Origin of the sequence: Paenibacillus hodogayensis, from assembly GCF_039536325.1 — a bacterium.
GTDB classification, from domain to species: Bacteria; Bacillota; Bacilli; order Paenibacillales; family NBRC-103111; genus Paenibacillus_AB; species Paenibacillus_AB hodogayensis.
Genome location: NZ_BAAAYO010000007.1, coordinates 70212 through 84756, shown reverse-complemented (window position 1 = coordinate 84756; position 14545 = coordinate 70212). Strand labels below are relative to the sequence as shown.

At 55.5% G+C, this 14545-nt stretch carries 12 protein-coding genes; 3 read left to right on the top strand and 9 right to left on the bottom strand.

The window, feature by feature from the left end; all coding sequences use genetic code 11:
• Positions 1-16: 16 nt before the first annotated feature.
• From ABD796_RS15475 to ABD796_RS15465, 3 genes are all read right to left on the bottom strand, one after another.
• Complete coding sequence (locus tag ABD796_RS15475) at positions 17-1621, bottom strand: extracellular solute-binding protein (protein WP_344909050.1); 1605 nt, start codon at positions 1619-1621, stop codon at positions 17-19.
• Between the two features lie 87 nt (positions 1622-1708).
• Complete coding sequence (locus ABD796_RS15470; RefSeq protein ID WP_344909049.1) at positions 1709-2581, bottom strand: carbohydrate ABC transporter permease; 873 nt, start codon at positions 2579-2581, stop codon at positions 1709-1711.
• A 1-nt stretch (position 2582) separates the two neighbouring features.
• A complete protein-coding gene (locus ABD796_RS15465; RefSeq protein WP_344909048.1) occupies positions 2583-3560 on the bottom strand; it encodes an ABC transporter permease in 978 nt (325 codons plus the stop codon).
• A gap of 640 nt (positions 3561-4200) precedes the next feature.
• Here ABD796_RS15465 and ABD796_RS15460 point away from each other — a divergent pair.
• Positions 4201-5379, top strand: coding sequence for a GGDEF domain-containing protein (locus ABD796_RS15460; protein ID WP_344909047.1), 1179 nt, complete (start codon positions 4201-4203; stop codon positions 5377-5379).
• A gap of 124 nt (positions 5380-5503) precedes the next feature.
• Here ABD796_RS15460 and ABD796_RS15455 read toward each other — a convergent pair whose 3' ends face one another.
• The 5 genes from ABD796_RS15455 to ABD796_RS15435 all read right to left on the bottom strand — a co-directional run bounded on the left by ABD796_RS15455 (position 5504) and on the right by ABD796_RS15435 (position 11521).
• On the bottom strand, positions 5504-6628 hold the full coding sequence (locus ABD796_RS15455) for a PdaC/SigV domain-containing protein (RefSeq protein WP_344909046.1): 1125 nt from the start codon (positions 6626-6628) through the stop codon (positions 5504-5506).
• 99 nt (positions 6629-6727) lie between these two features.
• Positions 6728-7924, bottom strand: coding sequence for an MFS transporter (locus tag ABD796_RS15450; protein ID WP_344909045.1), 1197 nt, complete (start codon positions 7922-7924; stop codon positions 6728-6730).
• Between the two features lie 160 nt (positions 7925-8084).
• Positions 8085-8435 (bottom strand): hypothetical protein, encoded by a 351-nt coding sequence (locus tag ABD796_RS15445; protein ID WP_344909044.1) that lies wholly within the window; start codon positions 8433-8435, stop codon positions 8085-8087.
• Between the two features lie 39 nt (positions 8436-8474).
• Positions 8475-9803: an ABC transporter substrate-binding protein gene (locus ABD796_RS15440; RefSeq protein WP_344909043.1), complete on the bottom strand. Its 1329-nt coding sequence runs from the start codon at positions 9801-9803 to the stop codon at positions 8475-8477.
• Between the two features lie 230 nt (positions 9804-10033).
• Positions 10034-11521: a HEAT repeat domain-containing protein gene (locus ABD796_RS15435; protein WP_344909042.1), complete on the bottom strand. Its 1488-nt coding sequence runs from the start codon at positions 11519-11521 to the stop codon at positions 10034-10036.
• Between the two features lie 290 nt (positions 11522-11811).
• On the opposite strand from ABD796_RS15435, the gene ABD796_RS15430 reads away from it, so the two are divergent.
• Positions 11812-12036, top strand: coding sequence for a hypothetical protein (locus ABD796_RS15430; protein ID WP_344909041.1), 225 nt, complete (start codon positions 11812-11814; stop codon positions 12034-12036).
• 43 nt (positions 12037-12079) lie between these two features.
• Positions 12080-13153, top strand: a complete 1074-nt coding sequence (xerS, locus tag ABD796_RS15425; protein WP_344909040.1) for a tyrosine recombinase XerS — start codon at positions 12080-12082, stop codon at positions 13151-13153.
• Positions 13154-13211: 58 nt separating this feature from the next.
• On the opposite strand, the gene ABD796_RS15420 is transcribed toward xerS, so the two are convergent.
• Positions 13212-14285 (bottom strand): LCP family protein, encoded by a 1074-nt coding sequence (locus ABD796_RS15420; protein ID WP_344909039.1) that lies wholly within the window; start codon positions 14283-14285, stop codon positions 13212-13214.
• Positions 14286-14545: the final 260 nt, after the last annotated feature.

Here is a 14545-nt window from a genome sequence, read left to right as displayed (position 1 = left end):
CCCCCTCGTCTATCGTTTAACGAAAATCGACTTTATTTTTGTCGTACCATTCCTGTGCCAGCTTCTCCGCATTGTCGCCGCCAAGACGCTTCCATTCCTTGCGGATGTCGTCAAGCGCTTTCTCCGCGGAATAGCTTGGCTGCGTAACCGTCTTGGCGCGGATTTCGTCGATCGTTTTCTGGAACGACGCCTTCAGCTCGTTGATCTCGGTAATGTTCGGCTGGTACGGAATGTCGCGCCGGAATTTGTTTTTGAGCGCGGTTTTGAGCGATTCGACCTCGAGCTTGGCGATCTGCTGGGACATGGCGTCCTGGGCCGCCTTGATCGGCAAGTCTTCCGGTTTCTCGATAAGCGGCTTCAACACGGCGTACTCGGCCGCGTAGGTCACTTCCTTCTTGAACTTGTCGGCGTCCAGCTTTTGCGGAATGTTGTTGACAAGCTTGTAGTGAACCCCTTCTTGACCGTACGACAGCGTAAACCAGCCTTTATCCACGAGCCAATCCAAATATTGCACGGCGGCTTTCGGGTTTTTCATGTTTTTGTTAAACGTGACGTAAATGTTGGCAGGCGTCTCCTGATACAAGCCGTACTTGCCGTATTTCGTCGATACCGGCTCCAGCGGAACCGGCTTGGCGGACGGATCGTTCAGCAGCAGATCTTTCACCATGGCAGACGCATTGCCGCCCCATTGACACATGCAAATCCCCGCCTTGCCGGTGGACCAGAGCTGCTTCGCCCGGGAATTGTCCTTATCGGTAAAATATTCCTTATCGGCCAGGCCGAGCTCGTATACTTTTTTCTCGGTAGCCAGCGAGTCGCCAAAGCGGTCCGTCGTCGGCCCGTACTTCATCTTGCCGTTCTCCAAATACCAGTCGACCCAGGTAATGCCGTGCAGCGCGTTGTAGACGTCTCCGGTCGTGTAGCCGATGATCGGCACCGTGTCGGCTTTGCCGTTGCCGTCCGGGTCCCGGTCCTTGAACGCCTGAGCGACCGCTATCAACTCGTCCATCGTCGTCGGCGTCTTTAGGCCGAGCTTGTCGAGCCAATCCTGGCGAATCCACATCCCGTGGTTGGCAATCGAGCTTACGGTGCGCTTCGTTGTAGCCGCATACATTTTGCCGTCAAAACTAATATACGGCTTCAGATCGGGATTTTCCTGCAAATACTTTTTATAGGACGTGCTGTATTTTTCGATATATTCGTCGATCGGCTGAATGACGCCTTGCGTGACCAGATTTCCGATGTAATTGCGGTCGAATTCCCAGATCAGATCGGGCGCCTGCTTGGAGGCGATCAGTACGTTCAATTTGTCCTGCGCCTGATTGCGCGGCACCGGGACGATCTTCACATTGATGCCGGACTGCTCGCGTATCCACTTCACCCAGCGGTTCTCCTCGTACGTGCCCTCGTCGCTCGACACCTGGCCGCGGTCGAACATCGAGATGCTGACCTCCTTCGGCAGCTTGTCGTACTTGTCGTCCTGCGACGAGGCCGCAGGCGTCCCCGAAGGCGTGCTTGCCGGCGTCTGATCCGCGCCCTTGCTGCATGCGGACAGCACCGTTACGGCCACCAGGCCGACCGGCAGCGCCGCCGTCAACCATCTCTTTTGTATCGCTTTCATACAAATCCCCCCTGCGCCTTTTTCCGGCAATTTAATCATATAGCAAAACATAATATTTGGACAAACGTCCGGGCAGCCGTCGCGGTTTTAACCTTTGACGGAGCCCATCAGAACGCCCTTCACGAAATGCTTTTGCAAAAACGGATAGACGCATAGGATCGGCAGGATGGCCACGACGATCGAAGCGGCACGGATGCTTTCCGGCGTGATCGTCGCCTGCATGACGCCTTCGCCGTTCATCGTGTTGAGCAGCTGCGAGCTGACGTTCTCGAGCATCTGGTACAGCTTGACCATCAGCGACACCTTGTCGGTGCTTTTGATGTAGATCAGCACGTTCATATAGGAGTTCCACCAGCCGACCGCATAGAACAGCGTCAGAGCGGCGATGACCGGCATCGACAGCGGGAGGATGATCTTCCACAAGATCGTCGCATCCGACGCCCCGTCGATCGAGGCCGATTCCTCCATCTCCTCCGGCAGCCCTTCGAAAAACGTTTTCATAACAAACATGTTGTACACGCTAATGAGCGCCGGCAGCCAAAGCCCCCAGTACGAATCGATCAGGCCGAGTGCGTTGATCAGCAGGAAGTTCGGAATCAGTCCTCCGCCGAACAGCATCGTGAATAAAATACCCCCCAGCATAACGTTCCGTCCCTTGAGGCGCCGCTTCGACAACGGATAAGCGGCCATGACGGTAAACAGCATGTTCAGGGCGGTGCCGACGACGGTGATCAGAATCGTATTCTTCATCGCGATCAGCAGCTGCCCGTCGGCGATCAGATTGACGTAAGCGTCCAGATTGAACTCGACGGGCCAAAACGATACTTCGCCGGAATTGATCGCCCGGCTGCTGCTGAACGATACGGCGACCATATTGACGAACGGCAGCAGCGTGGCGCTGGCGAACAGCGCGAGCAAGAGAGCGTTTAACCTTCCGAACCAGCGGGACGAATGCTGCATGCTACCATAACCCCCTCTCCCCCATCGCCCGGATCAGCCGGTTGACCGTCACGACCAGAATAAGCGACACGACCGATTGGAACAGGCCGAGCGCCGTCGTATAGCTGTATTGCAAACCGACGATACCCCGCTTGTATACGTACGTGCTGATAACCTCGGAAACGCCGGTGACGGCTGAGTTTTGCAGCGCGTAAATCTGCTCGAAGCCGACATCCATCATCCGCCCCATCTGCAAGACGAGCAGAATGGCCATCGTGCTGCGGATGCCCGGCAAGGTCACGTGCCAGATTTGCCGCCATTTGCGCGCACCGTCCATTGCGGCCGCTTCATACAAATGCGGATCGATGGACGACATCGCCGCGAGGTACAGAATGGTGCCGAAGCCCGCTTCCCTCCAGATGCTCGACCCGACGAAGGCGACCGGCCACCATACCGGACTGGCCATGAAATAGATCGGCTCGAATCCGAGCAGCTTGAGCAGCGCGTTGACGATACCGGTGCTCGGCGACAGCAGTGCGATGACGATGCTCCCGAGTACGATCCATGACATGAAGTGCGGGATGTACAGCAAGTTTTGCAGCAGCCGCTTGTACCACTCCTTGCGCAGCTCGTTCAGCATTAACGCCAACGCGATCGGCACCGGGAATGCGAATACGAGGTTGTAGACGTTCAGCAGCAGCGTATTTCGCAGAATCTGCCAAAAATCGCGACTCGTGAACAGCTTGCGAAACTGCTCCAGCCCGACCCACGGGCTGTTCCAGATGCCCTCGGAGAGCCGGTAATTTTTGAACGCCATCACTTCTCCGAACAGCGGGGCGTACTTGAACAATAGGAAATAAATAGCCACCGGGACTAGCAGCAGATATAGCGTCTTGTCCCTTCTCCAGCTTCGCCGCCAGCCGGCCTTGTTGCCCGGCCCCGCATGCGGCGCCGCTTCCTCTGTCGGCGCTTTGGCCAACCGTTCGGCTATCTGATCCATATCCCCCCTCCTTTGCTTGCGACTCGCTTGCTGGATCTATCGGCGGAATACCGCCGGGCGAATCGTTGAGATGACCATACCAGCCGGTGGGGCAGGAGGAAAGCTTCACTTTTTTTTCGGCAATGCACGTTTTCTTCGGGGCACGCTTCTTTTTTTGCGAATGCCTTCTTTTTTTGTTCAAAGGCGTTAAAAGCCGCCCCAGGCGGGCTGTTTCAGCATGAGGAGCTGCGAGGAAACCGTGAGCGGTGTGCCCGGAAAAGGCACTCCGCTATGGGCCGAATCGGTCCCGATCGTCCGGTATTTTCTCGGCACAAAAGGTCGCACATCGTTTTACTGCTTAACGAAGTTAAATTTTCTGTAAAGTCAAACGACCCGGATACACGAAAAAGCCGCGGACCTCGGCATATCCATCGGCATTGTTTTATAAAAATAGTTAAAAAACAAACAAAATGATTCTTATTTCCTGCCGATAAACGACATAATCCGGGATTTTATAGTTCAATGGGACCATTTTATTTTAACGCATCCGTCAATGATAATCGGCGAGCCGTATTTGCTTTTTGCCGAAAAAGCGATACTCTTAAAAGACGGCTCAACTAAATGCGTCCCTAATCAGAACAAGTCAGCGAGGATGAAAGCATTGAAAAAGAGCGACTTTCCGAACCCGTCCGCCAGTCCTTTTCAAAGACAGACGAGGTGGAGCAAAAGGTTTATAACCACCTATTGGACTGTCATTGCGGTACATGCTGTGGCGCAGCTGCTTTCATTCCTGCTGCTGCCTTATCCTGCGGATGCGCATACGTTTTATTATTCGATATTGCTTTACCCGACTCTGTTCATGGCCGGGATCGTCGCTTTGGCCCACTATATTCAGTACGTGTCCGGTAAATACGCCTACTATTCTCTACTTGTAGCCGGAACGGTCATTTCTATGGTGTTGATTCATCTGAACGCAGATATCCGGATCATGTCGGCTATAATGCTTCTGCCGATATTTGCCTCAACCTTTTTCTTTCGGCTGAGACTGACCTTTTTCTCCGCATCCCTGCAGATCGTTGGCTTTGCGGCGCTTTACGTTTGGGACGACTGGTTCCGGTCGTTCATCAGTCCGTTCGACCTGATCGCCATTCCGATTTTTATTGCGGTCAGCACCTGGGTAGCTTGCATCATTATAATAAGCGGACGCGAGGTATGGAGAAATCTGGAGCATACCCTTATCGCAAAACAGGATCTGATAGTGGAGAATGCCATCATCTCGCAACTTTCGAAGACGGACGCCTTGACCAAGCTTTTCAATCATATCGCGTTTCACGAGTTCTATGAGAAGGCGCTTGAGTTCGGAGACGAAGGAACGCCGTTTCACCTGTGCCTGATCGATATCGATAACTTCAAGACAATCAACGATACGTACGGCCACCGCGTCGGAGATATTATTTTGTCGCGGGTATCCGAGACGATCCAGGAGCGCATTTCACCGGTCGATATCGCTTGCCGGTACGGAGGAGAAGAGTTCGCCCTATTGCTGTTCGAGCAAACCTTCGACGAGGCGTACGCCGTGATTGAAAGCATCCGGCTCCGGCTCTCCCAGACGATGCACGAGGAGCTGCGAGACACGCCGGTTACGCTTAGCATCGGGCTGAAGAGCTATGCCATCACCGATACGAAGCAAAGCTTGTTCGAGGACGTGGACGCCCTGCTGTACGCAGCCAAACGGTCCGGGAAGAACAGAACGGTCACTCCGTTCCATCCCGCACCTGACGCCGAGTCGCTGGCCAAACGCGGCGCAAACAAACCGTCATCCGACATCGTTCAGGGATGAACGACTGGCCCCCCTCAAACAAAAGACGCTTCCAGCCCCGCTTATAACGGGATGTTGGAAGCGTCTTTGTTCATGATTCGGACCGACTGACCTGCCGATGCCCGATTGGAAAAGCTTCGCTCGATTAACGACCGAACGCATCAAACGGAATTTCGAATTCCGGCATGCCCGCCGCGTACGGGGTATATTCGTACTGTTCGAAATAAATGACGACCGCGTCGTTCTTGAGAAAAAAATCCCGTTCCGGCTCAATCGATTCGAAGGGCGCCAGCATCGTCAGTCCCGCCTCGCTAATATGCGTGCGGATGATCTGATTAATCGTATTCACATAGTTGGGATCGCCTTTGGCGACGTCTTTCAGCGACAACAGCTTGCCGGTTGTCAGATCGAACGTATATGGCTGCCGAACCGTCAACCCGTGTGCCCCGCCCGTAAAAATATAATAATCGACGTATAGGCTCAGCCGATCGTCCCGATTATACGTAATCCGATAATTCCCCTCATAGCTGACCGGCCGTATCGTTTCCTCCGCATTCGCAGCCGCAGCCTTGGCCAGCTCTTCCCGCCCCCACTTGGCATGCGTTTCGGCTTCCTCCTTCAGGAAGGCGTTTATGCTGTGCTGCACGTCCTCCTTGGCGAAACCGGCGATTTGCGGATAATGCACCCGAAGCGATTGCTTGGTTTGTTCCTCGGTAATAGTGGACGTCTGGATCGTCAAAATGTTCTCGGCAATCGTCTCGATGCCGATCGCCCGCGTGGCCGGATCGTACGAGATGTCGTAGCCCATCATTTCCAGAAGCAGGCGAAGCGGCACGTAGGTCGTGCCGTCCTGTATAATTGCCGGCAAGCCGTACACATGCTGATCGTTCAGCGTATAGGTGCCGCTATCCGCTTCCAGCGTCAAGGATCGTCCGCGCCCGGTTACCGTTATGATGCGCTTGGCCGCATTCCAGTCCGTCGTCAGATTCAGCTTCTCGTTCAAGGAGCGCAGGCCGATATACGTATTGCCGCTCACGTTCGCAGTCGGCAGCGTGACCGATTTGCCGTCGATGGCGATGGACCGGGAGACGAGCGTCAAGGAGCTTCCCGCCTCCGCCTGTACGTGCGCGGAAGGCAAACCGATCGCAACCGGACCGGCCGCGGCGAGCAGGAATCCCGCGCAAAGTGCGAGCAGCATGCTCCGGCTGCGCCGGACCGGCTTGCGGGCTCCGATCCGGGATGTCGTTTCATAGTCGGGTATCCGTCTCATCTGTCCTCTTCCTTTCCGTTCCGTATTTGCTGGAAAGATTAACCTTATGCGCTACATTACCCGCATTCGAGGCAGCCGACGCAGTGCTTGTCCGCCTCTTCAAGAACGGAGCGGGTCGGGCTGCGGTCTTCGCTCCAGCAGCGCGAGCGCAATCATCAGCGCCAGCATAACGACCGTCATGCCGGCAAGCATGGTCAGCGTCGAAGCGGCATCATACTTGTCCATGATCCAACCGGTCAGCTTAGGGAACAGCGCCCCTCCCAAACCGCCGAAAGCGACGAGCAGGCTCGTCGTCCTTCCCGTAAAGCCTGGCAGCAGCTGGTTGACGTAGACGAGCCCAACGGCGAATACGCCGGCCCAGACCAGACCGCTCAAACCGATAAGGAACAGGCTCCAGCCCGCTTGCCCGGTCAAACAGAGCGCGATCATGGATAGCATGCCGGCTCCCGTAGAAAACAGCAGAAAGCGCCCGTAGCCGCTGCGTTCCGCCATCCTTCCGGCGATTAGCCGCCCCGCCACCATCAGCCCCCAGAACATGCTGATTGTCGAAGCCGCTCCCGCCTCCGGCAGCCCGAGCCGTTCGATCATGATGGAAGGCAAGTAATTGGAGAAGCTCATCTCCATGCCCACATATAACATGAAAAAAAGCAGGCTTAACAGAAGAATCGGCCTGCCGGCAGCGGGATAGCGCAGTTTCGCCGGACGATCGGCGTCTTTATGCAGGTGCTGCGGCTTGCGGGCCATCAGGGCGTCGGCGCGGCCGAAGGACGTCGTCAGCCAAAGGACCATGGTCACCGCCGAGACGATAGCTACGATAGGAAACGAAAGCTCCCATATGCCGTTCTTGATCAGCAGAGCGGCAAAGATCGGCATGGCGAGCGCGCCCACGCCGAAAAACGTTTCGATAAACGTCATAGCCGACGCCTTCTTCTCCTCGACGTACTCGATAATGACCGCCCCGATAATCGCCTCCGTCATGCCAAAGCCGAAGCCCGCAAACGGCGCGATCGCCAGCATCCAGCCCCACGGAAGGAACAAGCTGTACAACGCTTCGGCTGCCGTCAAGGTTCCTAAAGCCACCAGCAGCGTATTACGCGCTCCGATCCGGCCGGACAGCCATGGCGTAATGAGCACGCCGCCCAGGAAGCCGAGAAATTGATTCATAATAAATTGGCCGCCCGATTGGTAATCGAGCCCGTACTTGGAGAGGAGCGGCTCCAGAATGGCTCCCGCCACCACGTGCGCCATGCCGATGACCAAATACGACAGGCAGCTCATCCAGATAAGCTTTTTCATGATGCACACCTTTCTTCCTGTCTCTGCCCTTAAGTATACAAGCTAATAACGTTCAAGTGTCAAGCCGTGTTGCGGCGTCCGGCAACGGCTAACCGACGCCTCACAGAAGAACAGCCCGTCTGCCCATGCGGGAGAGCCGGACTGCTCTATCGATTTCAACCTAATGATCGCGGCTGTGCGCGATTCCATCGTAATACAGCCATATCTCGAAGATAAGCAGAGAGACCGCCAGGAATAACAGCGCGTAGCCGGTCGCTTGGACTATGGCTCCATTGCCGCTGCGTCTGCGGCCCGCCTTCGCGGGAGCGGCGAACAGCCATCCGGCCCCGGCCAGCAATACGATAACGACGCCCGATGATACGATGTTAGCCAGTATGACTTCCTCCTTACCGTGTGCAGCTAACGCTCTTGAGGCTCTTGCTGCGTCAAGCCGGCGCTCCGTTATCGGTTCGCAACGATCAGACGTTCGTTTTTTGTATTCTCCGCCGCTTGTCGGATTCCTTCCGTTCACGCGAAAAAAGACTGCGGCCCCGATGAGCCGCAGTCCGGATTATTTGATTTTTTGCAGCTCCTCGGCGATCACCTTCGTCATTTTCTCGTCGGCTTCGCGCAGCACGGTGTTGACGTCCTTGCCGGCATACAGCAGGTCGGTGAAGGCGGCGATCGGAATGCCCGCCGCGCTGCCGACCGGCACGAAGCCGAACGGCTTCAGTACGGCGACCTTCGGCTTCGTGAAGGCGACGACGTTTTTGGAAGCCAACTCCGGAGTCGCTTTGCCGAATTGGGCGTTGATTTTCGGGTCCTTCAGAACGGACGATTGCAGGTTTTTGGTCATCTCCGTCTGCACCTCGTCCGACAGGATGACGGAGATGATCTGCATCGCCGCGTCCTTCACCTTGCTCGTATTGGTGACCGACATCATCGGCGAATCCACCCGCTGCCCGACGCCGGGGGCGCTCTTGTTGGACGGGTAAGTGACAACGTCCCATTTCAGATCCTTCATGGACAGCAGATCCGGCAATTGGCCGGAATAGCCGGAGAACATGGCGATCTGGCCGGTTTTGAAGCCGTTGACCGTGTTCATTTCCTTCGGCATGATCGGCGCGCCCGGGAACGTGTATAGGGTATACCAGAGCTGGAACAAGTTTTTCCATTCGTCGGTCTGAAATACCGATTTATTGTTTTTCAAATCGACGAAAGGCAGGCTAGCCTGGTAAGCGCCGCGGTACACGTTATCCGGGAAAATGCCGTAGTACTGCACGCCTCCCTCGTTCCGGGTCAGCTTGACGGCCACCTCGCGGACGTCCTCCCACGTCATGCCGTCCTTCGGATAAGCCACCCCGAACCGGTCGAATATATCTTTATTGTAATACAAGGCGAACGTATTGTTGTTCATCGGCAAGCCGGTATAATAGTTGAAGCCGTTTACAACCTTGATCGACTCCAAATATTCCGGGCTGATCCGGTTCAAGTCGATCCCTTGTTTTTTGATCAGATCGTCCATATTGTAATCGATGCCGAGCTTCGTCAGGTCGGTCAGGTTGTACGGGTAGTTGATGACCATATCGGGCGTCGTTCCTGCCGCGACCAGCTCGTTGAGGCTGGAGCCTTTATCCGCGACGTTGATGCGCTCAATCGTGATGTGCGGAAATTTCTGTTTGACCGGGTCTATAAAATAACGCTTCAGGTCGGCGTCGTTGACGATGCCCGCATGGACGGCGATCTTGACCGTGACCGGCTGGTTGTTAACCTTCGGGGTCTCGGGTGCGGCTGGCTCCTTCTTCGCCGTTTCTGTCGCATCCGAGCTTCCGCAAGCGCTTACAAAAAGAGCGAGCAATGAAAAAGAGGCTGCCGATACAAGGATCCGTGGTAATCTCAAAAGAAACACTCCTGTCCGGGTTGGGGTGAGAAGCCGGGAAGATCGGGTACTGTCGATCTAATACAAAGTCAGACCTTAAACGGTATCCTTGGAATGAACTGAATCCCTTGCACCCCAAGGGATTGTGCCTACCGGAGTACACAGGATTAGCTCTGACTTTGTACTAGTGAGGTGGGCCGCCCACCGCCCGCATCAGATTACAGACGCGGCCGAAGGGCGGAAGGAATGTGTTAGAACGTAGATGCTTTCGATGTAGCCGGACACCAGCGGGCCGTCTGCAAATAAGGCAGCAGTACGTCCAGCGCTTCATCCGTGCGGATACGCTGTAATGCGGCCGCGGCAATTGCCGATACGTACCGCGTACCTTGATCGGCCTTCGGGGCGGACAGAAGCGGCACGACATCGTCCTGACGGAGCGCACGCTTCAAGGCCGGAACGGCCGCCCCCGCTTCCGGTCCGATCCGGGCCAATGCCAAACCAGCCGTGAACCGCACATATGGATCGCGGTCTTCAAGCGCCTCGCTCAAGGCGGGTACCGTGAGCGAAACCGGCTGACGGATCGTGCCGAGCGCTTCGGCAACATGCTGGCGTATAAAGACGGAGTCGTCCTTCAGCAGCGGGAGCAGCTCCGGTACGGCCGAAGAAGCCGCTTCCCCGATTTCGCCCAAAGCAAAGGCGATTTGTCCGAGGACGTCCTTATTGGCGTACGGACGGGCCAGCGCCTCGGTTAACGCCGGAACCGCCGCCGCCCCGATCGCCGCCAACCCGTGAGCGCACAGCCGGGTAACGGAAAACGAAAGCGGGTCGGTCGCGCCGGGACCGGAATGCTCCAGCCCGGCGATCAGTGCAGGGATGCCCTTCTCGCCTAGAGCAGCCAACGCATAAGCGGCGTTAAGCGCCTCGTTCTCGTCTGCCCCGGTCAAAGCTGTCTGCAGCTCGGCATCGGACTTGCCGTCGGTCGAAGCGGCGGGCGCCGCTTGGCCGGCAGCGCGATCCTTCCAGCCCGGCGAGCCGGACATCCAATTCCACACATGGTTCCAGAGCAGCGTATTGTCCTTGACGGGCAGCATGTCGGAAGGCGTCTGCCAGACGGTTCTCCGGTTGTTCCACTCCGGTCCCTTGGGCGCCTCCATACGGAAAAACAAAAACTTGAGCATATACCGTGCGTTCGCCGACGTATTGGCCGTCGCCCTGTGCCATATATCGTAAGAAATCAATGCCATTGTACCCGCCTTGCCGATGACGGGAAGATTACCCTCTGCAGCCGTATCGGCGTGGTAGCGATTTTGCGATCCGGGTATGATGTCGGTCGGTCCCATATCGGCGGTTACATCCTGAGGATAATAGAAGATCATCGCCGACCACGGCACATGGTTGCGGGTCTTCTCATTGCCCCAGTAGTTATCCTTGTGCCATCCCCCGTCGCTCGTGCCGGGACGGTTGTAATGCCCGTGCCGGTGGGCGTGCATGATATAGTTCGGCCCCAGAATGCTGGTCAAGGCACCCTTCACCGTCGGATGGTCGAAGAAATCCTGAATTTCCGGGATGCGCGGCACGAGATTGTTGCCGAGATTGCCTTCGCTGGCATACACTTCATTCATTTTACGCAGGACGGACTGATGAAACGGCTCGGAAAAATTGGTCTGAAGCTGCAAAAAACCGTGAGCGATAAATTGCGCCATCTGTTCATCGGTTAGCAAGTGTGCAGAATTGATCATTGCGGATGCCTCCCCCAAGTTCAGTGCTATACCTTTTTGAAAACGTTATCAAAACGATTTTCCATTGCTGACTGAACGTATGACCGTGCGGCTGACCAAACGCTTTTTCACGCCTCCTGTCGGATGATTCATAATATATTATATATAATATACTCAATATTTATTTAATCGTCAATCATTCCATATACAAATTTCAGGGCTACCGATTAGCCGTATTTTCTCGTCCGGGCTTCGCCTTGGCCCCGAAATCGTTTATAGTGAATATAGCGACGAAATCGAGGTGATGCGAAATGTCCAGAATCCGAAACGGCCACGTGCTCAAACTTGCGGACGGCAGCTTTTTTATCGAGGAAGCGCCTTATCGCACAGAGGTATTGGAGGAAGCGGAAATTTACTACAAATATTTCGACCTGATGGAAGCCCAGGGCCGGGCGAACATGCGCACCGGTCTCGAATCGACAATGCAGCGGGTTTCGTTCACGATTACGCTCGTCAGCGAACCGCCCGCGATATAGATGAAGCGGACGGCCAGATTCAAGAACGCGAGGTGAGCTTTCGTTGAACGTCATCAAACAAAAGGACCGCCAGGAGCTGGACAAAAAAATTCCGTCCATGCCCTGGTATGTCGAGCAATTCGTCAACTACAAACTGCCTGACTTATCCCCCTCCTCCCTGCTGGAGTACGTGCGGGACTATGAGACGTTCTTCAACTGGCTGATGGCCGAAGGACTGTGCGACGCCACCGCCATGAAGGACGTGCCGATTGCCGTTCTGGAAAAGCTCCGCATGGAAAATATCGATACGTACCGGATGTTTTTATCCACCAAGCGGGACCAGGCGAATACGCGCACGACCATATCGCGCAAGCTGTCCTCGCTGCGCTCGCTGTTTCACTATTTGAGCCAGATTGCCGAGGATGAACAGTTTTATCCGCTGCTCAAGCGGAACGTCATGGCCAAGGTGGAGATCAAGCGGACGCACAAGCCGAAGGATACGGCGGCCAAGCTGGAGGGCAAGCTGCTGCAGGAAGCGGAAATTGTCGAGTTTATCGACTATGTAAAAATCGGCTACCCCCACACCGTGGCGCGAAACAAGCAGGCTGTATACGCCTACGAGCTGAACAAAATCCGCGACGTCTGCATCGTCAGCCTGATTCTGAACTCCGGACTCCGTGTGTCGGAGGTTGTCAATCTGAACACGGAAGATATGGATATGAAGAAAAAACTCCTTTACGTGTACCGCAAAGGGAAAAACGACGAGACGTTTAAAACCCCTGTTTACTTCCGTCAGGAGGCGATCGCCGAATTGACCGCTTACCTGGACGTGCGGGCGATCCGCTACAACCCGGACAAAAAAGAAAAAGCGCTGTTTCTCACGGTTCCCAACGGGTCGAAAGAAGGCAAGCGCATGACGAAACGGGCCATTCAGGAAATGGTGATCAAATACGCCAAATATTTCGGCAAGCCGTACTTGTCCGTCCATAAGCTGCGCCATTCGTTCGCCACCGATTATTACCTCCGCAACGATCTGTACAAAACGCAGGATCAGCTCGGCCACGCTTCGCCGGAAACGACGCAAATTTATGCCCACCTGACCGACAAGACGATGGCCGAAGCGATCGATAGATCGTAGTCCGGATTCTTTACAGACGGTATGCCGCAGCAAAAGAAAGAGGCCGAGCCTCTTTCGGCTACGGCCTTTTGCGGTACGTATCGTTTGTTACCGTTTGCGTCTCCTCCCGCTCTACTCCGATAACGTCGGCCGGACGGAACGAAGGGTTTTCTGGCAGCTCCAGCTGCGCCCGCAGCGCGTTAACGGCCGCTTGCACCGCGCTCTCCGCAGGAACGATGTACGGACTGTCCCACTTGCCGTCGATCGGAACGAAGTCGATCCGCTCCGGCTTCAGCTGGCGGAACTGGCCAATCCAATCACGCAGGACGGATTCGGGAATGTCGGTTTTCAGGCTTTGCCCGGCGATGTCCAACACTTTTCCCCACTGCGTAATGCCTCCAAGCGTCGTCAGCTTGTCGAGCAGCTGCTCCAGCACGATATGCTGCCTCTCGTTGCGGGCGATATCCGATGACTCCGCGGTGCCCTGATTCGATTTGCGGTATCGTACAAAGTCCAGCGTCTGGCTGCCGGTAAGCGTCTGCAGTCCTTTTTTCAGGTTGATGTTCGTTCCGTCCTCGTCATCGATGTAGCGCATGTCCATGTCGACTTCGAGACGCACGCCTCCCAGCGCGTCGACAAGCTTGCGAAATCCGTCGAAATTGATGACCGCCATGTAATCGACAGGCAGGCCGAGAAGATCGCCGAAAAAGCTTTTCGTATTCGTAATCGCCTCGTTCCGATCTTTGTTATAATAGTAAGCATAATAGTAGTTGGCTTTCTGCGACGACAGTCCCTTCGGCTTCAGCTGCACGTCGCGCGGCAGCGAGACGATCGTAGCGGCGCGGCGCTCCGGATTCAGGGCGGCCAGCATCATGACGTCGGTGTTCATCGATCCGCCGCCTCCTTCCCGATTGTCCACGCCGGCAATGAGGAACAGCATCGGTTTCATCGCCGGATCTTTTCCCTTGTCGGGAACGATCGGAGCCGCAGGCGCCCCTTCCCCCGCTCCGGCGGAAATCCGGCTGAGAGCCGTATCCGCCTTATGGGCCAAAATCCCGGCATAAGTCGCAGCTCCGGCAACGAGAACGCCGCATACCGCGACGGCAGCTATCGCTATTCTTTTCCATAGTCGTCTTGTCGGTGCAGCTTTCATAGCGCAGTACTCACTCCCGGAAAACCCGTTCCATGTCGGTTCATGGACGAATATGTAGAATGCGGTTCTGATTGTATAGACGATGGAAACGGTTATCGGGTTTATTGAGCCTTACCGGGAACGCGTTTCTTTCACGCTGTTGCTCGAACCGTTCAACAATGGTACACTAAGCGAAATTGTCCTTTTCATTCTATACGATAACAAGCCATTCGTCGCCCTTCCGGACCGCACAAAGGGCGTGTTGCCGATAGCAAGAAATC